Below are 22,463 nucleotides of genomic sequence, written 5' to 3'. Positions count from 1 at the left end.
ATTATAGTTCCACCTTTGAAATGCGATCTAGCTGTGCAATTTCGTCTTCATATTTGTTTATTTGATCTTTATGTACGTCTAAGTCAGCTTTACTTTGTAATTGAGCATGTTTTTCTTTGATGTCTTCGAGTGAGCCCCAATCTCTTTTAAGTAAACTACCTATCTTATCAAAGACACCAGTACGTCGACTTAAGCCTTCTAATGATATTTCTAAGTCGAGTAGCTTTTGGATCATTTCTGGGGCAACATCGTAATCATTTCCTAGCTGTTGGAGTATTTGTGCTTCCACTTCACCAAAACTATTATTGTCATTCATCACCCAATCAAGATCTGTACCGTGAATGTCACGGTAAATACCTGGTAAAGAGTCAGCCCAATCTGGTTCATTCGGATCATTTAGCCATTCTTGGCGAATAGCATGCAATTCTGGCTTGGTGATTAATGTAACTTGGTAGCCTGACTCATTAAATGCTTTTTCTTGTATTAAAAGTTGTTTGACCCATTGCTTACGGAATTTAAGCATATAAGGACCTGGAACATGTTCACGATCTGCCGTTAGTTCTTGGCCATCTTTTACGCGCTGATAGCTTACTTTGCCAGTACGACGTTTAAAGTTACGATAAAGAGGTTTATTTTCAGGTACGTTGGTATCAGCTAACATATTCCGAAAATCAAGTAATGGACGCATCCATTCTTCACCATTTTGAATCAAACTTTCCATAGCTCGGTCTTTGGTGACGACAGTACAAGTCCAACAGCCAAAGCGAGAGTTACCACACGAAGGAGTGCTATCATCAATAACCATTGGACATTCTCCTTGGTCTGATGAATCTTTATAGAGGTTCCATAATGTGAGATTCTTACCACCCCATGGATTTTCCCATTCAAGGCCATAATCATTAGACCATTTTTTACCAATACCCATTGGTGAAATAGTAACTTCTAGGCTACATGCTCGTAGTATTTTCCATACATCATCCATACTCCATGTATCTATAGGAGTGTAGATAAACGCATTCGCGAGTGTGGTATGACGGGCTAGACGGGTATTTTCAATTTTATGTTTGGCAATAACCTGCGCACGTGAAGCACTTTCTTGGCTACGAGAACCGAGTACAACAATCACTTCATCATGTTTGGCAACTTTATCTGTAATAAAGTCACTAACAGGATCTATTTTCATACGTTCAGTACACCAGCGGAAACTTTTTGTTGGCGCGGGATAACCTTTACCTAATAAACAAGACCAAAATGTTTCATTTGGTTTAGGTAAAACTTTATGAGTACTAATTGGTAATCCATCACGACGAGCATTGTTGCCAATAGATTCTAATGATTTATTTACATGATCAACAACAAGTGGTGTTTCAACCAAGGTGTCTGATGCAACGATATAAACATGTTTAGTACGTTTGTCTTCGTTTAATGCTTGTAAGGCAAGATATACGAGCGTAACAACAGCTGATGAATCTTTACCACCACTATAACCAATAACCCAGGGGCGGTTATCTGCACAATAAACGGTTTGAATATCATCAATAAAATGCTTAAGTGTAAAGCCTTCAGTATTTTTTTGTTCGCGTAATAATTCACGACATAGAGTTGTGCTACTAACATTACGCAGTTCTTCATCTAATGAAGCATAATGTTCTAATTTTTCAGGTAAAGAATCGTGGTTACTATAGCGTTTGAAGCCTGCAAAAAACTCATTTTCGATATAGTCAATCTGTTCTTCGTCCAGAGCATCGGCTGTAAAAAACTTAGCCATGGGTTGCCTCTCTACTTGTAATGTATTGATTTTCTAACGCTCTTTCATCGGGTGTTAATGGTAGGGCGAGAGCATGTTTTAGTGCATTTGTTGTTAATATAATGTTGGTCGAAGCCTTACTTAACTTGCCATGTAGCATACTTCTATTTGCCCATAGTGGATTTGATTTTTTCCAATCAACATTTTTAAGTTTTTTGATAGTTTCATGCCAGTCGTTTGGCTGTGCTGTAATAAGAGCACAACCTAATGTGCCAAGTGCATGTAAACCAACACCATGAGCATTGATATATTCTTGTCTAAATGCTGATGGTGACAATTCTTTTTTTAGTATCATTTGCCATTCAGGAGTCGATTCAAAAACAGCCTGCCAATAATTACTTGCTAATTTTTTTTCATCTTCTGTAAAGCCGTCTTTGGTTCCTTTACCTAAAAGAGCTTTATTAGCTTGTTTGATGCTACTGAGAGTAAATAATTTGCCACTTTTAGAGCTAATACTAGATTTTTCCATTTCAGTAAAACCTTTAAAAGGTTCAATAGTATCGGCCAAATAACGAGCTAATTCAGAGCTAATATCTCGATGGTCATAAAGTGTACCAAGTGAAGGACTTGGTTTTACCGCGTATTTATTTAGATCTGCAAACATTTGTTGACTACGTTTTAAGCCTTCATCAACAAAAAATAAGACAGGAATATTATCATGAGCCAAGTCTGGGTTTTCTTTTAATGCTGCTTCAATTGCTGCTCGTCGATGCTGCCCGTCATTGATTAATATCTGAGCATCCATCGGTATTTTAAGTGTGCCGAGATTTGGAGTGTTTATTTCACTGTTCTCAATAAATGATACGCTTGATGCAACAGAAACAGTTAATGCTGAAAAAACATAATCATTTGGATTTTCAACAAGATACTTTACCATTTCGGGAATTCGAGATTTATTTAATGTTCGTTGAGCTCTTAGTTCTGGCGGAACTTCATCTTCATCGAAAACAAAAATTTTAGGAATTGTATTGAGTGGACAGGTGGCAATATAGAAGGGTTTGCCAGCTTGTAGTCCTCTTACTGCGGGAAAAGAAAAGCAGTAACCATCTTGTGTTTTATTCATAGCTCATCCGAACGTTAAGTTTTACGTTACTTAACTATAGCTAACGTTATTTGATAACGTTATTTGATAACGTTATTTGATAACGTTATTTGATAACGTTAGTTTCAATGATTAACGTATTATCATTGACGTTGTGACGTGTATTTTAATTTAGATGAATATGAATTGCACGTTTCATTTGGGTATACAGCATTAAATTAATTTGATAGTTCAAAAAATATTCAATTGGCAGTTATGATTTTAAATGATTTGATTTTTTTATTTTCGCTATGTAATTTTAATTCAAATTCGTATCTTGTTATCATCATTTCTTTTAGTGAGGAGTATCTAAATAATTTTCTTAATCGTTTATCAAAACTAAACTGTTTTTTATATACTTTATTATGTTGTGATAGGTAGAGATGTTTGTTCAATAAAGGCGGTCTACGACTTTCATCAACATAATCAAAGAAGTCAATATCTTGTTCTGCCATTTTTATTTTAATTCTCTCGGCTAAGAAAGGGACTGATTTATCAAAATCATCATAAGCGGTAAGTGTTAGCTTGCCAGATCGAATGTGAATTTTGATTAAATCAATATTGTCATCAAGTTCACCATACATCTGTAAAGCTGCACCAACATAAACACGCAATAATAGTGGTAGTTCATCAATAAAATCACGATGAAAGATTAGAGAATGACTGTCGTTTAATAAGCTAGCAGACATAGTTTTATGTGCTTTTTCACATTGGGTGTTGATTAACTCATTATCAGCAATAGCGAATAAAAGCTCTGTTGCTAGATTAATAGAGGTGTTGTATTCACCAAAGAATGCTTTGATATCTCTTTTTAATACTTCAGGTTGTTGTGTGTAAGGCTTACGTTTTTCAAATAATCCCATTGCAAAGTAGAGTAATAAGTCTTCTTTACGGTTTTTTTGAGCTTGTTCGAAACTTGATGTATCAAATATTTCATTTAATAAATGGAATGTTTTTTTGTGTGATCCAATTAATGTATGGATTTGTTGTGACTGGTTAAACTCATCATTAGCTGGAATACGACCCAGATCTAAGCAGGTATGCCAGAAATCATCAAAGAGTTGCTGATGTTGCGTGATGAGTAATTTAGCTTTATCTTTAGAGTCTATTGGTTGAGGTGATGTGAGTTGCTGCCATGTATGATGACGTTTATATTTTTGCTGAAGATAACTTTGCTCTGCTAATTTATCTTTGAAAATATAAAAAATGCCAGGGGCAACTGCGATTGCTTCTTCTTGCAGGTTTCGTTCAATGTATTCTTTTATTTCTGATTGCGCATAATATTTTTGGAATGTATTACGAGAAGTAATAACACCATCTTTGTATGATGTAAATTGTGCAATGTAGCTATCATTAGCAAGCATGACAGATACCACAAGTAAGCTAGTAGCTAATTCCCACGCACTTAGTAATGCCTCTAAACGTTCATCTTGATCTTCAATAACATTAAGTACAAAGCCTAAGTTAACGATATCTGAAGGCGTTTTATCATTATCTGGCTGAAAATTAGGATCCCAACCTATAGCGTCTAATCCATGCGCTTCAAGCTCTCTGAGATCATCACCTCGACCGCAGCCATAGTCAAAAATAGAATATTCACCGTTTAAATAACCATTTTTAACTAACGTTTTCATCGGTGCTGAAAGGTCGTGCCGTACAATCGCTGTTTTATGTCTATCTATACTTGGAGAATCAACAGATGGATTAACAGCAGAGGATCTGAATAATCGTCCATCGACTAACTCATAACCGTGTCTTTCTATAATATTGTGCCAAGAACGTTTGAAACCAATAATACGAGTATTTTCATATAAGCCTGCATTTTCACCTTCTTGAGTAATATTTTTAAAATGCTCAAAATGCGGGTTATTCGGTGTGATCATGTTTTCTTTGCGATGCAGAATCGGTGGGTTATCGGAGTTACTGTAATCGGTTATCTTATGTGTGAGTTTAACTAAATCGATATTTACACTTTGTTGCAGGGCGGGGTAAGATTCTGAATAAAAAGTAGGGTAACTTAACAGCGATAGTCGAAATTCTTTCTTATAAAGCTTCACAAGATCCCATTCGTTAACTTTAACAGCTTGAGCAACGGCCGGAATAAAATTCAGTAATGATTCAGATGCTTCAATAAGGGCATCTTTATGAAGATATACAGCGTCAGGCAATTGTTTGCCTACTTTTAGTTGTGATATGAGCTCTTTAAATAGCGTTGCATTCATCTTTCATCCTTAAATTCTGCAGTTAAGTAGTTATCTTTATTATATCTTTTTCCTGGATAACGTAAGCCTGTTTTTGGTGATGGCAACATGTATTGAATAAATTGACTATTGTCTGGACCAATGCTGACATGAAGTGGTTTATTATTGCCATAGAAGTAAATACGATCAAAAGGTAAGTTCTGTACGATATATTTTGCAATGATGCCCATGTTTTCTTCAAATCCCTCGACGATAAAATCACAAGCTAAACCACCACGTTTGCAGATAAGATTTCCTCGACTATTCACTTCATGACTAGTGTGTTGATCTAAAGTGGGCGCGGTGTGTTGAGGGGATAATTTTTGTACTTTTTTATATAGCTCAAAAGATGTGAAGCCATAGGTAATAGTAGTTAGTCCAAAATATTGTTCAATAGGTATTAGAATATGTGCTTTATAATCATTAATTGCTTTTTGGGTATTATTGGAAATTGGCTTGTTTTCATTGGTTAATTGCCAATCAGGATGTCTCTGCTGATACCAGTTTAGAATGTTTGATGTATTTATATTATTCATGGGGTCTTATTCTAAATAAAGTTAAGTATTTTTCATCTTTGGTATTAGTACTTAGGTTAGTTGTAAATTATGTTTTTAATCCCAATTTTAGAGATGCAATAATATGATTTTTATCATGTCGTTAAAATAACATAAAGCCGCAGTGCGATTTACGATCAGCGTCATACTAAAACCATTTTAAGATTAGAGACTATATGACAGCAGCAGATCGTATTTCTTAGAAAATAAAACGTTCTAGACGTTATGTTTTTGAACGTAAAGATTTTGAAATGGACTTTTTATATTGACAAATTTTTACTGGTGGAAGTACTCAAATACCATCTTCAGTAAATTACTCGTGGAATAAAAAGAATTTAATCGTCGGTTGGTTATTGGTCGTCGAGTGCTTCATTCTCCAAATAAGATATGAAAACTAAGCTTCTTCTATATATGCGCTCCATTAACTCATAATCTCTTTACGCTGTTCTAAATAATTAGAGTAGTTGTAATTTGCTCTTACTTCATTTGCATGTAATAAGTCCGCCTTATATTTTCAGCTGGAATTGCTTTCTAAGTCAATATCAGCCCAATGAGTTGTAGTTGCTTCTTTTGGGCTTGTCATCGTGTTCAATTACCACAGAATGAGTAATTTGATTTTAGTTTGAACTCTTACGCATGCGTTTAAGCGTATTAAAAGATTAGGCAGTTGTTCTGAGCGTATTCAACGATGGTTAAAAATGTATCTACTTGTTGTTTGCGAGCTTCTAGCTTTTTGGTTTACTCAAATTACTTTGAGTTTATGGTGCGCTTGCACATTACAAAGTAATTTATATTTTTATCATTCAATGTTAGTGCTGCGTTGGTAGATAAATATAGATGTTGTGAATAATTAAGTTGACTGATTAATGTACCATTTCGCAGGTAGGAAAATGTAACTCTACATGAAATATTAAACTTTGTAGGCATAGACATGAAATAACTAAGGAAGGTTTTTAATGAGGATGATGAATTTCCTCTTACTATTATTAGCTTTTGTAACATCTCATTCAACTAATGCTGGAAAAGATAATTTGCTTTGGCCTGCCACTAACTTTAGTGGGTATATATTTAATGACTTTAACTCTGGGTCGGGTAACAGCCAGAGGGGACTGGCTGTAGGTGGGAACCTTGATATAGTTGGATATTCTATTGGTGCTGGCTTACCCCAAGACTTTAGTGATTTTGGCTTACTTGTTGAAGGGGATGCCAACTTTAGTTTAGGTCGACTTTATAAAGGGAAGGTTCGTATTGAAGGTGACGCTAGCGGAATAAATAGCTCAGTTATTACCGGTTTTCCTATTGGTGTTAGTATTGAAAACATAGCTCTTGAAAACTCTATTTTTTCGTCGAAAGAATACTATCAGGAAGTATCAAAGCAACTTGCTGAAGCTGAAGTAACAGGCGAGTCAAAATATCAGTGGGGCGGGTTATACCTCGAAGGTGATTGCGTTTCTCCGGTTCAAGTCTTTAATATTGATGGTGTACAATTCCAATCCGCTCATACTTTTGAGTTTAGCTGTCTTCCTCCTGAAGCGACCATTATCATTAATATGCTTGGGGACAGTACGAAATTTAATAATGTACAGAGTAAAAGTATGTCATCTCTTGCTGTTCATAGAGAAAGAGTGCTTTTTAACTTTCCTGATTCTAGTGAGCTGAACTTTGCAGGAATAAGAATTGAAGGTCACGTCTTGGCGCCTCATGCAAATATTAACGCATCACATGGCGATTTGATGGGAACAGTGATAGCGAACCAATGGGTTGGATCAATGCATTTAGGTGGGGAGCTCTTTAAAGGAGATTTGTCCACCTTAGTAAGCTTCAATGAGCCTCCTTTTATTGAGTCAACGCCTGTCACTCAAGTTACTTGGCCCGATGAATATCAATATGTTGTCGTGGCCATCGACCCTGATCAAGATCCGATTACGTATTCGTTGGCGCAGTCACCTGATGGTATGGTGATCAATCCAATCACCGGGGTGATTTCTTGGGTTACAACAGACATTTCAGCGTCTTTTTTTGGTGAATTTTCAATCGAGGTGATCGTAACTGATGATAAAGAGGAGTTTAACAAGCAGACTTTTGCAGTGAGATTAGATGCACCGTCTAATTATGCCCCTGAAATCACGTCGACGCCTATTACAGAAAGCACCATCGATACACTGTATAGCTACACGGTCTCCGCATTAGATCTAGACGGGGATGAGCTTTCATTCCGTTTGGATAATGCGCCACAAAATATGCTAATCGACGCTGAAATAGGGCTGATTACATGGCTCATTTCTAATGGAAACACAGGTAGTCATCTTGTTCAAGTCGTTGTTAGCGACGGTAAAGCTGAAGACAGCCAAAGCTTTAATGTTAACGTTACTGCGCCGGGTAACAATGCGCCTGTTATCGTGTCTGCGCCAATTTCTGAGGCTGTTCTGCAAGAGCTTTACCTTTATCAGGTCGTCGCGATAGATGAAGAATCGCATCCTCTAACGTTCGAACTGTTAGACGGACCAGTGGGAATGGTTATTGATGCGGACACTGGCCTTATTACTTGGAAACCGGAAAGTTTAGATCCACCGACGACAGTGCGTGTTCAGGTTAAAGATGCTCCGGGGTTAACCGATAATCAGCAATACCAGCTTACCGTCGTTTCTGTGGCCAATGAACCGCCACAGATTACCTCACTACCCGTCGAAGTGGTTGCTAAAGAGCTGCCTTATCATTACCAAGTTACAGCTACGGATGACAAGGACACACAACTGCATTTCAGTCTGGTGCATGGTCATAAAAGCATAACGATTGACCCTATTACCGGAGAGGTGCAGTGGCAGAACGTCTTATTGCCACCTCAGGGATTTGAGCAAACTAATCAGCAATGCAAAATCATTCAGAGCACGACAACTCGCGTGAGTGGTAGTGCAGATGTTTTTGTCGTAGTGGATGAATCTGGCTCTATGTCTGGAGAGCACAATTGGCTTAAAGACTTGGTGCCGTCGTTGGAAGCAGGTCTGGTTGGTGCGGGCGTTGGTGAAAGCACAGCGAAGAACCTTTATGGTCTGGTCGGATATGAACGCGGGTCCCGCTATCTGGTGGTTGATGGGGAGGAAATGGTTGAGTCAGTCAGCTTTAGCCGTTTAGTAGTGCAGTTAAGACTCTACGGCGGTACAGAAGATGGTTATCGTGCCATGAAAGGAACGCTGGACACTTACTCATTGAGAACAGACTCGGCGAAGAACTTAATTCTTGTTACAGATGAAGATAGAGATGTCACCCTATCTTGGTCTTACCAACAGATGTTAGAGCAACTCAAGTCAACCGGGACCTTACTCAATGCTGTCACTAACTCATCGTTCAGATGTGACGATGGCAGTTCTGCAATGGGTATGACTGCTGAAGGAATAGGTTTTGTAGCCGATGGCAGTGGCAGTTACTACACCTGTAGTGGAACAAGGGCTGTAAGTGGTTCTGGCGCCAGTGTAAGAGATTACGTGAACCTAGCCATTGAAAGCGGGGGAGCAGCCTGGGACCTTAACTTCCTGCGAAGTGGGGGGCTTAGAGCGAAGTCTTTCTCTGAAGCTATTGTTGATATTAAGATTAAGGAGATCATAGATCAACTCCCTCCTATTTATCAGGCTGACTTACAAGTTAACCGGATAACGCTTTCAGAAAGCAAGAGTGGGTTAGTGAATGTAGCTGCGACGCTTAACAATCGGGGTCTGGCAGACACAACCCATCCTTTCGCAGTTACTTTCTATAGTCAGGGTGTATTTATTGGGCAGGTTGATGTTCAAAGCATCGCTGCAGAAAGCAGTCAGCCATTGGTGTTAAAAGATTTACCAGAAAGCGCCTTGGGTGATGACATTGAAACCATCGTTGTTAGTGGTAATGAGGAGTGCCTAACTAATAACAATGAAACGCGTGCTGCGATTGCCAAAGTAAAAGTGACGGATAGTCAAGCAGTTGAAGCTACACAATGGTTTGCGGTTAACGTAGCGGAGAGCAATGAGGCACCGGTCATTGAACCAGTTTCTCCAATTGTCCTTGAAGTCGGTGAGAAGTTCCAGCTAGCCTTGAACGTTTCTGATCCGAATGTAGGGGATGATCTTTCATTCACTCTTATTGATGCGCCTGCTGGCATGCGTGTCAACGGCACCAGTGGGGTTGTAACGTGGCAGCCAACGCAATCTGACGTTGGGCAGCTGATGGCTGAAGTTGCAGTGCAAGATCTCGCGGGTCTGCAGTCGACAACACTGCTTTCATTTGATGTTCTCGATTTTCTACGGGCACCAATAATTATCAGTGAGCCGTTGTTAAAAGCGCAGGTAGGGGCGAGTTACTATTACCAGGTGGTAGCAGAGAGCGATCGAAATGTCCTTCTTGTTTATCAGCTTATCGAGTCACCAGAAGGAATGATCATTGATGAAAACACGGGTGAAATTAGCTGGCGTCCGGATCAAGTCAGTGGAGATGGCGGACACAGCGTTATCGTCGAAGTTATCGATGATAAAAACTTAGCTGCCATCCAGTCGTTTGTTATCTCTGCCGTCACCACAGGAGACGCTCCAGAGTTTACCAGCACACCTACAACGTATCTGCAATTGGGCGAAACGTTTACATACCAAGTGTTGGTATCGGACAGCTTAGGACAACCGATAGACGTTAGTCTGCAAGCTTTCCCGGACGGAATGATCCTTGATGCTAACAACTTGGTATTGTGGCAGCCGAGTAAATCAGGGACGTATTCTGTTAGGGTTGCAGCGAGAAGTGCCGGAGGACTCGTCACAACTCAGAGCTTCGATGTACAGGTAGTTGAAACTGCAAATCAACCACCACTCATTGCAAGCCAACCAAGTTGGCGAGTTCAGAGTAATGGGGACTTGCACTATCAGGTGCTGGCTTCAGATCCAGAAGGTGAATCGCTGTCATACCTGTTGACGGAAGCACCTGCTGGAATGGTGATAGACACGGATGGTTTAGTCATATGGCTAGCCAGTACACAACTTGACGGAAAGTTCAGCGTACGTATCCGAGTCGCTGATCAGTCGGGCGTCTTTGCGGAGCAAAGCTTTACCTTTAGTTACTATCCGAGTAACGCCGCACCGGAGTTTACGAGTAGTCCAACAGGTATTGCAGCAATTAATACCCCCTACAAATACTTGGTGTCTGCTAAGGATCCAAATGGTGACCCAGTATCGTTCTCGTTGGCAACGGCTCCTGAAGGGACTGTGTTAACCGCGTCAAATGAAATCGAATGGACACCAAATGCTTCCCGGTTGGGTACGCACACCTTTGTTGTTGTTGCTGAAGACCCTTTCGGTATGCAAAGTACACAAAGCTTCAATGTTACTGTTCGTGAAGTGTTAAACAATGTTTACCCTGTCATTACATCCGTCCCTCTACTTGAAGCCTTTGTGGGGATCAGTTATCAGGACCTTATTATTGCAGCGGATCCTGATGGTGATGCTCTAACTTATCGCTTAATTGAAGCGCCAGCAGGAATGACTGTCTCTGGAAACGGGACGGTAACCTGGCTTCCTGAAATCAACCAGAAGGGAAGTAATCCCGTTACTTTAAGGGTTTACGATAACTACGGTGCGTATGCGGAGCAAATGTACAGCATTCGTGTAAACAGCGGAAACGAACCCGCCATTATAAGTACCCCTGCTCTATCCGTCTACAATGGTATGAATTATATATACCAATTGGAAGTCGTTGATTTCGATAATGACCCTTTGCGCTATCAGATAGATGAAGGGCCGCAAGGAATGTTGGTCAATGATTCAGGCTTATGTACATGGGCAGTAACTGAAGCGGATGTTGGAAATCATTTTGTCAGTATATCTGTAATCGATGCAGTAGGTAATACCGATACTCAAAAAATCAACTTAACCGTGAAATATCAAGGTGAAAGTGAAGCTCCGGTGATAACAAGTTTGCCTAAACGTCAAGCAAAGACTGAGGAAGTTTATACCTATCAGATAGTTGCTGCCGATAGTGATGGAGACACGATTACATATCGACTGATAATGGCACCAGAAGGGATGACTATCAGTGAAAACGGGTTAATCCAATGGTTGGCAAACGAAACACAAATTGGTTTGTACGAAGTTGTGTTGGAAGTGAGTGACTCAGTAAGAAAAATCGATCTTCAAAAATACTCGGTTGCAGTTACTGCGCCAAGCTTGTTTAACCGTAGAAAATGCCGCTAGAAGGGAAATCATAGTGACAGCTAAATATATTCAACTTGATGATATACGAAAAAATAAAAAGTTATTATCGTCTATCATTTATAGTCTGCTAGCTTGTTTTATGTTTGTTTTTTATTCTCCATCTGCGCTGGCATTGCATTATGTGTTAGAGAGTAAACAAGTCCCGAAAACAAGTTCAGAAAAATTAATGGATGGACTTGTTAATCTTGAGCGTCTCACAAGGGAAGTTCTTTTTTATTCGAAGGATGAACCGCAAAAGGTCAAAGTATTAGAGCGCTATGAGGATAATCTTTCTATTTTAGATTCTAAGTTGCAAAAATATGCAAAAGGAACAAGAAAGGAATTAGAAAGCTACTGGGATGTATTAGATAGTGTTGAGAGCGAAACTGTAAAGGAAATGCAGAGCCAATTAATAGCCTCATTCGATAAGTACTGGCCAATGATAGACCGAAATTTGAATGAACAACTGAAAGGTGAAGATACGAACATCGAGTCTGTGGAAGCCCTCTATCAGTTGTTGACTCAATTTAAGATCGGTCCAGAACATCATAAGTATGATAGCGAAAATATGCCATTTGGTTCTCTACCGAACGTAGCTTATACCCCTTCTCAGGATATGAGCTCACTTTTAACACGTTTAGACATTGAAATTTCACCGGCAATAGCTCGTGCAAGTTTTGTTAGAAATATCTCGGTAGATGATTATCTTCAGTTTAATATAGATACAGCTCAAACACTTGAACTTACAGAGTTGGCTGAGACGCTAGAAAGAAACCCTCAGAAGATTTTCCAATACGTTTACAACAACATTGAATACGTACCAGCATTTGGTTCGATTCAAGGCGCTGACTATACCGTACAAACGGAGCGAGGGAATGCGTTTGACCAAGCAAGCTTAATGATTGCACTTCTCCGCGCTTCTGGTGTGCCTTCAAGGTACGTTTATGGTTCAGTAGATGTCAACCCAAGCAACGTTATGAATTGGGTTGGAGGAGTGAATGAAGTAGAAGCTGCGCAGAATCTACTTGGCCAAGGTGGTGTACCAAATATCATTGTAAAAAGCTCGAACGGCGACACTGTTTCATTCAACATCGAGCACGTGTGGGTTGAATTTTATCAAAATGGAGAGTGGGTAGCTGCCGATCCAAGCTTTAAACAGTATGACTATACAACTCCTTTAGACATCAACAGTATTATGACTTTTGATAGTGAAAAGTTTGTATCAAAGATAGTGGAGGGTTTGGTTGTAGATGAAGTGAATGGTTGGGTTAAAGGGCTGAACCAAGAAAACCTAATATTGCAGCTGCAAGAAATGCAATCTCAATCTGAATCATATATAAATAGCCAATCAGTGACATTGGGAGAGGTAATTGGTACTAAAAATATTGTTCAGCTTGTAGGCGATAGAATCCCAAGGTTGCCTTATTTGAAAGTGAGGGCTAGTCAGTCACTGAAATTTTTACCGGATAACTTGAGGCATAAGTTTAAATATGAACTCAATGACGGTTCTGGTGTGTTCTCAAATACGATTTTGAGCTTTGTAGTATCCCTACCCGAGATTTTAAGTAGCAGACTTGCTATGAGCTTTGCGCCTAGTACTCAACAAGATATCGATGCCTTAATCGACTATCTACCAAGTGATTACACATCTTCGAGTGTGCCTAGTAGCTTGCCGTATGGGCTCATCAATTTAAAAGCTAGAATATCCATAGACGAGAGCGTTATCCTAGAGGGAGGCTCGATACCTTTAGGCAAAGAGCTAAGTTCAAGAAAAGGTTTTTGGACTCCTAGGTTTGGTTGGGAATTAGAAGAAAGTCCCGTCATCACGGGTGAATATCATGCTATTGGTATTGATAGTCATGGCGTAAGCAAAAGAGTAATCGAGGATATTGCCAATGTAGCATCGGAGGCAAAGTCTTATCTTGATCAGGGAGCTACAGAAAAAGTATCGAACCACAACACTATCGGTGCGGTACTACAAACAGGCATTCAGTCATTTATGGTTGAATCCAATATGATGAGTAAGTTAGCCGCACTCGAGAGCGGCGTTGTCCACTATCGCCAGCCGAGCTTCGGTACTTTTAGTAATTCTATTTCAGTAAGTTATTTATTTGGTTTACCGAGTAAGATTGAGTTCTCTGGCGTTGTCATGGATGTAGATCGTCTATCGGACAATGCTGAAGCGAAATCCAATTGTAGGGATAGGTGGATGACGTTTAACAGAAATTCAGGAGCAGCAGCCTCATATCTAGAACATTCGATTCCTGAAAAGCTCTTTTCTGATAACAATGGTGGTGTCAGCGCAGTTAAGTTGATTGGATTAGCCAATTCGCAAGGTCAAAAACTATATACCTTTGACAAAGCCAATATCTCATTGGTAGAAAATTTGTCATTGCATAATGATGTGCGACAAGAAATTTATCAAGCGGTTCAGGTTGGAAATACTGTCACAATTCATGAGAGTCCTATCACTGTTAATGGTTGGAGTGGGTACGGGTACGTCAAAATAGATCCTGAAACGGGATCGGGTGCTTATAAAATTTCAGGAGGAGCAAATGGCGGAGCGTTGTCCACAATTTTCGCGTCTATAGGAGGCTTCTTTGATGGTCAATCGAAGTTTAAAGATCATTGGTTTAATCCAGGCAATTCTCCGTTATATTCTCGTTTGGCGAAGATGTTTGGAAATGCAAGCTTAACAATATCAATCATTGACACTATACTAAATCCAGATCTAACAACTAGTCAAAAAGTCGGCCAGATAGTTATAAATACCGCTGCTTTTATTGGCTCTTATGCACTTTCTAGTTACTTGGTCTCTACACTTGGTGTTGGATTAGTTGTTGGTGGCCCAGTTATAATGCTCAGTTTACTACTTGTGACTTTGGCAATATTGCAGTCAATACTGATTAGCTTGATTATCGAGTCATATTTGACTAATAGAAATTATAAAGAGAACAAAGAGGGATTATTGGCTTGATACCAAAGAGATGTATAATTCCCAGTATTGCAGGGTCAGTAGCTGGTTATTGGCTTGCCCGGCAGTGCGATGATTTTCACAGCCTATTGCTTGGTAAATTTAATTTTTTACTAGATAAAACCGTGCTTTTTATGTGTTTGGTTCCAATCATTGCTCTATTGGTGATTATTGAGAATAAGTACATATGGGATAAGTTTATAAAATTGGAAACAAACGCAGATGTATGGGGTGTTTCATTTGGATTCCTAATCGGGTTTGTAACATTAAGTATCTATTAGATTTATACAGGCTATTCAATTTTGTATACTCCGAATCATCGACTGTACATTGTTTCGTGCGATCAAAAATCTCGAACAACCTATTCAGTCGAATTCACGCACGATGCTGCTAATTTGGTCCTAAATAAAGGCTACACAATACAAGAAGCATGTAATGCTGTTGGATACACGGCAATGAGTCGCTGAGTCTCTCAATTGAAGCTGGAACATGGTGGAATAACACCAACCTCAAAAGCTATGACGCCAGAACAAAAATGCATTCAAGAGCTCGGTATTATAAGTAAACAGCCGAATAAACATAAATATAAAATATCAGAAGATGTCTCTAAAATAGCTCCGAATTTATTAAATCGAAAATTTAATATTAAAGCATCAAATCAAGTTTGGTGCGGCGATGTGACATACGTTTGGGCTGGTAATAAATGGTTATATTTAGCCTCTGTTATGGACCCATTTGCTCGAAGAATTGTGGGTTGGGCATGCTCAGATAGTTCAAATAGTGCTATAACAATTTTGTAGAAGCAGAAAGGATACGCTCAAATATATATTGCAGCATTACAACACCAAGCGGGGCCATAGTTATAACAACTACTTATCGCCAGTAATTATGGAAGCAGCCGCTTAATGTAAATACCTATAAAGGTGTACAGTTTTACTTGATCACTTCAGGGCCGCATTGTTTGCATGTGTAATACGGTATTTTTCGAAATACTTTAATGATCTTTGCAAGTGAGTTGGTATGTATTAAACCGCGAAATCCATTATCTGATTAACACTCTGGCATATTCTTTTAATGGTTGAATTTTTACCGTCTTTTTCTAATGTTCGCTATTCACGATAAGCGTATTCGGGCGTGATGTTCTCCTTTTTACGCTCAAACCATAATTCAGCAATGCTTAAAAAATATTTGCTTGTTGTTTGCGAGTTTTTAGCTTTTTGGTTTGCTCAAATGACTTTGGGTTTGTGGTGCGCTTACACATTATAAAGTAATTTATATTTTTATCATTCAATGTTAGTGCTGCGTTGGTAGGTAAATATAGATGTTGTGAATAATTAATATGCTTGATTAAGGTAATATTCTGTAGATAGGGAAATGTAACTCTACATGAAATATTAAATGTTGTAGTTACAAGATATGAAATAATGAAGGAAGGTTATTTAGGGTTGATCGGTATAGCTAATAAGTTATTTCACCTAACCAGTTAGTACGAGATGTCTTTATCTACTTAGTTATATATTTATGAAAATGAGGTGTGTAATGGGAATCGTGTTTTTTATTACTTTTGTTATTTTTTTATTAAATGTAATGTACGCGTTAGTTACAAAAAATATATTCTTTTCCGGTGGTTGGATTAACTATTATGGTAATAAGTTAAATTTTTTCCAGCTTGGTTATTGTTATGTCCTATAGTGAATTATCTCGCGAGGACTATAAGGTATTTATTCACAGCGTAATTTACAAAATAAAGATATGGCTGTCCTATGTTTTTGGCATGGTATTAAGAAATATTACTCGTAAATAATTAGATGATACCATTTCCTGCATTAGCGTATAGGAATTATGACAGGCTTAGTTGTATCCCGAGCGCTTGAGGTAATATCACTGACAGGAAGTCGCTGTCTAAATCAGTGACCTAGCGTGCGATGAAAGAATTCCACTAATATAGAGATGAGGAAATGCGTGATTAGAGATTCGATCTTTCTAGTTTACTTGGCAAGTGCATTACTAATATTGTCATATGCGTTAGTTGGTTTCGGTATTATAAAGTGTATTGCGCAGTGGAACTTAAATTCATCAGATAAGTGTGCGATTTTCTTGGCGGTGATTTTTATCTATCTATTATCGGTTTTCGAGGTGATAGATATAGTTAATGACTTATTTCACCTAACCAGTTAGTTCGAAATACCTTTATCTACTTAGTTATATTTATGAAAACGAGGTGTGTAATGGAAATATTGTTTTTTATTGCTTTTTTTATTTCGCTGTTAAATGTGGTGTACGCGTTAGCTACAAAAAATATATTCTTTTCCGGTGGTTGGATTAGTTATTATGATAATAAGCTAAATTTTTTTGCCGGTTTGGTTACTTTTATAGCATTTATTTTTTTCTATGGTGGTTTTTACTTTTTTATTTTTCCATCATTATAATCTTCATACGCTAATGAAGTTTACTTTTTGCTATCTCCAGCAGTTTGCTTAGCTCGTTGTATATTAATATAAATGTTTAAACTAAGTGTTTTATTAAAAATACTATGTCCTTTATACTTACGCTATACATAAACAACAAATCAGATCCTCTCTACTGCGGAGGATATCTCGTTGAGTAATAGTTTTGCTTTATCACTTTTCAGTTGTAATAACGTCATAAAAAGTAGGTCTGTAATAACATTTTGTGCCGTTCGAGAAGAAATAGAAGAACTGCGAAACTGTTTTTCATCAGCAATGGTATCAATCGTATAGTGAGCTAATTTTCGTAAGGGGCTTTTTTTAATATTGGTTAACGCAATAATTGTTGCGCCTTTATCATAGGCAGATTGAGCCGCAACAAGTATTTCTCGACGTGTGCCTGAAAATGAAATCGCGATGAGTATATCGTCTTTAGTGAGTGTATTTGCTGTGGCAACTTGGACATGCGTATCTTGTTCGTTGAGTGCTGTAATCCCGATTTTTAACAGTTTAAAAGTAAGATCTTTCGCTGTTAATGCGGAACCACCGATGCCGACAATTTGAATACGGTGCGCTTGATTGATCTGCTTAACAATAGCCTCAAATTCAGAAAAATCAATAGCATTGGTTGTTGCAATCATAGCGTGGGTTTTCTCTTGAATTAACTTTTGGGCAATGGTTAATGAAGAGTCATCGCTATGAATTTTGTTATGAATGGGTCTTTTGGGCTCTAGAATGGCCTTTTGTTGAGCAAGATCTTCAATAATGGCAAGTTTAAGAGCCGTAAAACCTTTAAATCCAAGCCGTTGGGCAAATTTGATGATACCTGATTGAGAAACGCCAACTTTGGCGGCTAAATCTTGGCTAACATAAGCGCTTAATGATGCTGGATCTTCAAGAATAAAGTCTAATATTTTCACACCATTGCTCGATAAACCACTTCTCTGGTTTTGCATCTTCTCTAAAATACTCATAATCCCCTCATTTTTTTGAATTAATTATTCAACATTGGATAAATATTATTCTTTTGGTAATTTTTTGTTATCTTATTAAAAATAAAGGGGTAAGTTTTGTTTTTCGATCTGTGTCTAGATATTACTAACCCTATTTATTCTCTAATTTTGGCATAAAATGAATAATTTTAGTTGTGATTATTGTCACTTAATTGAATTTTTTATTCTATATGATTTCTCTCAAACCTAATATTTAAGCAAGAGAGCAGATTATGAAGATCGACCTAACAACCTTAGTGACTGAAAGCCGAAATGCAGTGAGTGAGAATATCGATATGCTTCCAACAATTGATATGTTGAAAGTGATTAACCAGGAAGATCAGAAAGTGGCTTTAGCGGTAGAAGCTATTATTCCTGAAATAGCGAAGGTTGTTGATCTTATTGCAAATGCTTTCCAATCTGGCGGTCGCTTGATTTACGTAGGCGCTGGAACGTCAGGTCGATTAGGTATTTTAGATGCCAGTGAATGTCCTCCCACATATGGCTCAAACCCTGACGTAGTGGTTGGACTAATCGCGGGGGGACATCAAGCTATTTTAAAAGCGGTCGAAAACGCAGAAGATAATCTTGAACTTGGTGCTGCGGATTTGCAACAAATTGGTTTTAATAACAAAGATGTACTTGTGGGGATTGCTGCAAGTGGGCGTACGCCTTATGTATTAGGGGCGATGAACTATGCAAAAAGCGTTGGCGCAACGGTTGCGACATTAAGTTGTAATGCCAATAGTCCAATGACGCAGATTGCAGACATTAATATAACGCCTATTGTTGGACCTGAAGTCGTAACGGGTTCTTCAAGAATGAAAGCGGGTACCGCGCAGAAGCTAGTGCTGAATATGTTAACCACTGGCGCAATGATTCGTACCGGAAAAGTATTTGGAAACCTAATGGTTGATGTTGAAGCAACCAATGCCAAGCTTATTCAGCGTCAGCATAATATTGTGGTTGAAGCGACGGGATGCTTAGAATCACAGGCAGCGGCTGCATTAGCCCAATGTAATAATCACTGTAAAACCGCCATCTTAATGATTTTACTTGATATTGATGCAGAGTTAGCAGCAGCAAAACTGAGTAAACATAATGGCTTTATTCGTCATGCACTTTTAGACCAAGAATGATTAAACAATAGGTTTTATTAAGGAGCATAAGATGGCCCAAATAACCGTTTCAATGATACAAGAAATACTCTCGGCAATTGGTGGTAAGGGAAATGTTATCAAATGTGGTAACTGTATGACGCGATTACGTCTTACATTACAAGATGATAACTTAGCTGATCGAGATTCAATTAAGCGCATTGCTGGCGTCATGGGATTAGTTGAAAGTGATGATCAATTTCAAATTGTTTTAGGGCCGGGTAAAGCACAAACGGCGGCTGAAATGATGAATCGCATGCTTGAGAAAGAACCGGTAGAGTCAGGGGATATATCAAACCAGCAAAGTGATCTTAAAGATGTTGCTTCTGCGCATAAGCAACAATTAAAGAAAAAACAAACCAGTGCAGCGCAGCGTTTTCTAAGTAAGTTTGCGACTATTTTTACGCCTTTAATTCCAGGTTTTATTGCCGCGGGTTTGCTACTCGGTATCGCGACATTATTAGAACAACTTTTTGTGCTTGGTCATGCAACACCTAATACTCATTTACTTGATTTAATAGCGTATATGAAGGTCTTCAGTAAAGGGCTGTTTAGCTTTTTAAGTATCCTTATTGGTTATAATGCTCAGCAAGCGTTTGGCGGTTCAGGCGTTAATGGTGCCATATTAGCGTCTTAATTAGATGGTCCGCCTCACTCTAAAGCCGCTAGGCTTTAGTTGTGAGTATCTAGAGAGGCGAACCATCATGTTAATTAAAGTACTTGGTATTGATTTAGGCAAAACTTCATTTCATCTAATTGGGCACGATTATGCGGGCCGTGAGGTATATCGCAAAAAATGTAACCGTGCTCAACTATTAAAAATATTGCTTCAACTTGATAAAACTACTGTTGCGATGGAATCTTGTGCTGGATCTCACTGGCTAGCAAGAAAGTGCCAATCTTTTGGACATAACACCAAACTAATCCCTCCTCAATACGTTAAACCCTATGTAAAAACTAACAAAAATGACTACATTGATGCTGATGCTATCGCTGAAGCTTCTGCTAGACCTTCAATGCGTTTTGTTAGTGTCAAAACTGAAGAATCCCAAATTTTATCTGCAGTACAACGTATCCGTTCTGGGTTTATTAAAGAACAAACAGCAACGATGTGTCGCATTGGTGCACTACTACTTGAATTTGGTATCAATTTTCCTCGTGGACACGCTGCCATGGGAAAATTATTTCAATGGCTTGCCGATAAAAATCACACCTTACCACCACTTTTGCTTCAAGAATTAGCTGTTCTTTATGAGCATTATCAATATTTACATCAAAAGATTGCTGAGCAAGATAAAAAGATAAAAGCAGTTTTGAAAGAATCAGAAATGGGTGAATTATTACAAACTATCCCAGGTATTGGACCGATGATTGCGAGCGCATGTTTATCAGAAGTACCATCACCAAAAGATTTTAAAAATGGACGACATTTAGCAGCATGGGTAGGCTTAGTTCCTCGTCAATATTCAACAGGAGGGAAATCCACACTGCTGGGTATCAGTAAACGAGGGAATAAGTCATTAAGGACATTATTTATTCATGGAGCACGAGCTTTGATATCAAGGCCAAAAATAGCTGAAGCTATTTTTGGGGATTGGATAACAGAATTATTAAAACGAAAACCATTTAATGTTGTAGTTGTGGCGTTAGCTAATAAGTTGGCAAGGATCGCTTGGTCAGTAATGGTAACTGGATTGCCATTTAGAAAACTAAATTAATCAGATTTGCATGTGTAGAGAGATAACAGAACGGTTAAACCACCAGATAAAGGACCTGATACAAAAAACAGTGATTATACACTTTCGGCTTTTTAAGGATTATCTGGCGCGGAGCTTATCGTGGAGATGAAGTTTAAGTAAGTTAACTTCAATTAAACTCCGAATACATTAGCGCAAACCAACCTCGTTATCGAAATTTGCACTTGCAATAACGAGGCGGACCATACATTTTTTGTATTAGGTTATAACCCAGATGCAACCTCTGGTATTTACTCAGGAATGACGGATTTTTTTGGTAACGGTATTGATCCTCGAGGTAATATTATTGGGGTGTTAATAGCTGCCATTATTGGTGCAGGTGTTGAGAAAAAAGTCCGTCAATTTATTCCCGATAATCTAGACATGATTCTAACCTCGATGATCACCTTGTTGATTATGGGAGCGGTAACCTTTGTGATAATCATGCCGATTGGCGGTGAGTTATTTAAAGGTATGTCATGGTTATTCATCAACCTTAATGGTAATCCATTCGGCAGTGCGATCTTAGCGGGATTATTCTTAATCTCAGTAATGTTTGGTATTCACCAAGGTTTTGTACCTGTTTATTTTGCTTTGATGGATGCTCAGGGCTTTAATTCACTTTTTCCCATTTTAGCGATGGCAGGGGCAGGACAAGTTGGCGCAGCATTAGCGTTATATGCTAAAGCTAAAAAAGATTCTTTGCTACGAACGCAAGTCAAAGGCGCAATTATTCCGGGTTTCTTAGGTATTGGCGAACCACTTATTTACGGCGTTACACTACCGCGTGTTAAACCTTTTGTTACTGCTTGTGTTGGTGGTTCTGCTGGTGGTTTCTTTATTGGATTAGTCTCTTACATGGGGTTACCAATTGGTTTAAATACGGTATTTGGCCCATCAGGTATTGTTGCCTTGCCATTAATGACATCAAGCTCAGGTATTTTTGCGGGTATGGCAATATTTACCATCGGTTTGCTAATTTCATATCTTGTTGGATTTGCAATGACATGGTTCTTCGGTACCAAAAATGTTGATTTAAGTTAAGACCACATGATTAAGAAGCCGATTTAATAAGCATTTCCTAATTCTTGGACATTTCGGTTCAGCGGGTTAGTCAGGCCTGATTTCGATATTCAATCGGAGTCAGGCTTTTTTACTGGTTCTTACTGCGTTTTAGGCTGTGTTTACAGTGAATGACGGGGGTGAGCATGGCAATCTCTCTGCTTAATTTACGTCATCTCGAAAGGCGAGGGACGTATATGGACTCCCCGT

General features: G+C 38.6%; 10 protein-coding genes and 2 pseudogenes. 7 read left to right on the top strand and 5 right to left on the bottom strand.

The window, feature by feature from the left end:
- Position 1: 1 nt before the first annotated feature.
- From ACJZU6_RS20045 to ACJZU6_RS20030, 4 genes are all read right to left on the bottom strand, one after another.
- The gene (locus tag ACJZU6_RS20045; RefSeq protein ID WP_408901213.1) at positions 2-1,768 is read right to left on the bottom strand and encodes a DNA phosphorothioation system sulfurtransferase DndC; all 1,767 of its coding nucleotides are present in this window, start codon (positions 1,766-1,768) and stop codon (positions 2-4) included.
- Positions 1,761-2,870: a DNA sulfur modification protein DndB gene (dndB, locus tag ACJZU6_RS20040; protein WP_297481805.1), complete on the bottom strand. Its 1,110-nt coding sequence runs from the start codon at positions 2,868-2,870 to the stop codon at positions 1,761-1,763. The genes ACJZU6_RS20045 and dndB overlap by 8 nt, the downstream gene beginning before the upstream one ends.
- 221 nt (positions 2,871-3,091) lie before the next feature.
- Positions 3,092-5,110 (bottom strand): DNA phosphorothioation-associated putative methyltransferase, encoded by a 2,019-nt coding sequence (locus ACJZU6_RS20035; protein ID WP_408901212.1) that lies wholly within the window; start codon positions 5,108-5,110, stop codon positions 3,092-3,094.
- Positions 5,107-5,664 carry a hypothetical protein gene (locus ACJZU6_RS20030; protein ID WP_408901211.1) on the bottom strand — a complete coding sequence of 186 codons (558 nt, stop codon included), beginning with the start codon at positions 5,662-5,664 and terminating at the stop codon, positions 5,107-5,109. Before ACJZU6_RS20030 ends, ACJZU6_RS20035 begins: the two co-directional genes overlap by 4 nt.
- A gap of 980 nt (positions 5,665-6,644) precedes the next feature.
- On the opposite strand from ACJZU6_RS20030, the gene ACJZU6_RS20025 reads away from it, so the two are divergent.
- The 3 genes from ACJZU6_RS20025 (at position 6,645) to ACJZU6_RS20015 (ending at position 15,659) form a co-directional block, all read left to right on the top strand.
- Positions 6,645-11,885, top strand: a complete 5,241-nt coding sequence (locus ACJZU6_RS20025; protein WP_408901210.1) for a putative Ig domain-containing protein — start codon at positions 6,645-6,647, stop codon at positions 11,883-11,885.
- A 13-nt stretch (positions 11,886-11,898) separates the two neighbouring features.
- Positions 11,899-14,862 carry a transglutaminase-like domain-containing protein gene (locus ACJZU6_RS20020; RefSeq protein ID WP_408901209.1) on the top strand — a complete coding sequence of 988 codons (2,964 nt, stop codon included), beginning with the start codon at positions 11,899-11,901 and terminating at the stop codon, positions 14,860-14,862.
- A 473-nt stretch (positions 14,863-15,335) separates the two neighbouring features.
- Positions 15,336-15,659, top strand: coding sequence for a DDE-type integrase/transposase/recombinase (locus tag ACJZU6_RS20015; protein ID WP_408901208.1), 324 nt, complete (start codon positions 15,336-15,338; stop codon positions 15,657-15,659).
- Between the two features lie 1,769 nt (positions 15,660-17,428).
- Here ACJZU6_RS20015 and ACJZU6_RS20010 read toward each other — a convergent pair.
- Positions 17,429-18,280, bottom strand: coding sequence for an SIS domain-containing protein (locus ACJZU6_RS20010; protein WP_408901207.1), 852 nt, complete (start codon positions 18,278-18,280; stop codon positions 17,429-17,431).
- A gap of 251 nt (positions 18,281-18,531) precedes the next feature.
- On the opposite strand from ACJZU6_RS20010, the gene murQ reads away from it, so the two are divergent.
- The 4 genes and pseudogenes from murQ to murP all read left to right on the top strand — a co-directional run.
- Complete coding sequence (gene murQ, locus ACJZU6_RS20005) at positions 18,532-19,437, top strand: N-acetylmuramic acid 6-phosphate etherase (RefSeq protein ID WP_408901206.1); 906 nt, start codon at positions 18,532-18,534, stop codon at positions 19,435-19,437.
- Positions 19,438-19,468: 31 nt separating this feature from the next.
- Positions 19,469-20,089, top strand: a pseudogene (locus tag ACJZU6_RS20000) (PTS transporter subunit EIIB); the annotation flags it as partial.
- Positions 20,090-20,156: 67 nt separating this feature from the next.
- Positions 20,157-21,173 carry an IS110 family transposase gene (locus tag ACJZU6_RS19995; protein WP_408900906.1) on the top strand — a complete coding sequence of 339 codons (1,017 nt, stop codon included), beginning with the start codon at positions 20,157-20,159 and terminating at the stop codon, positions 21,171-21,173.
- Between the two features lie 225 nt (positions 21,174-21,398).
- Positions 21,399-22,235, top strand: a pseudogene (murP, locus tag ACJZU6_RS19990) (PTS N-acetylmuramic acid transporter subunit IIBC); the annotation flags it as partial.
- Positions 22,236-22,463 lie beyond the last annotated feature (228 nt).

Source organism: Photobacterium piscicola, from assembly GCF_046058925.1.
In the GTDB taxonomy this organism is placed as follows: domain Bacteria; phylum Pseudomonadota; class Gammaproteobacteria; order Enterobacterales; family Vibrionaceae; genus Photobacterium; species Photobacterium piscicola.
The sequence above is the reverse complement of the archived record's forward strand: the minus strand, read 5'-3'. Positions and strand labels throughout refer to the sequence as shown.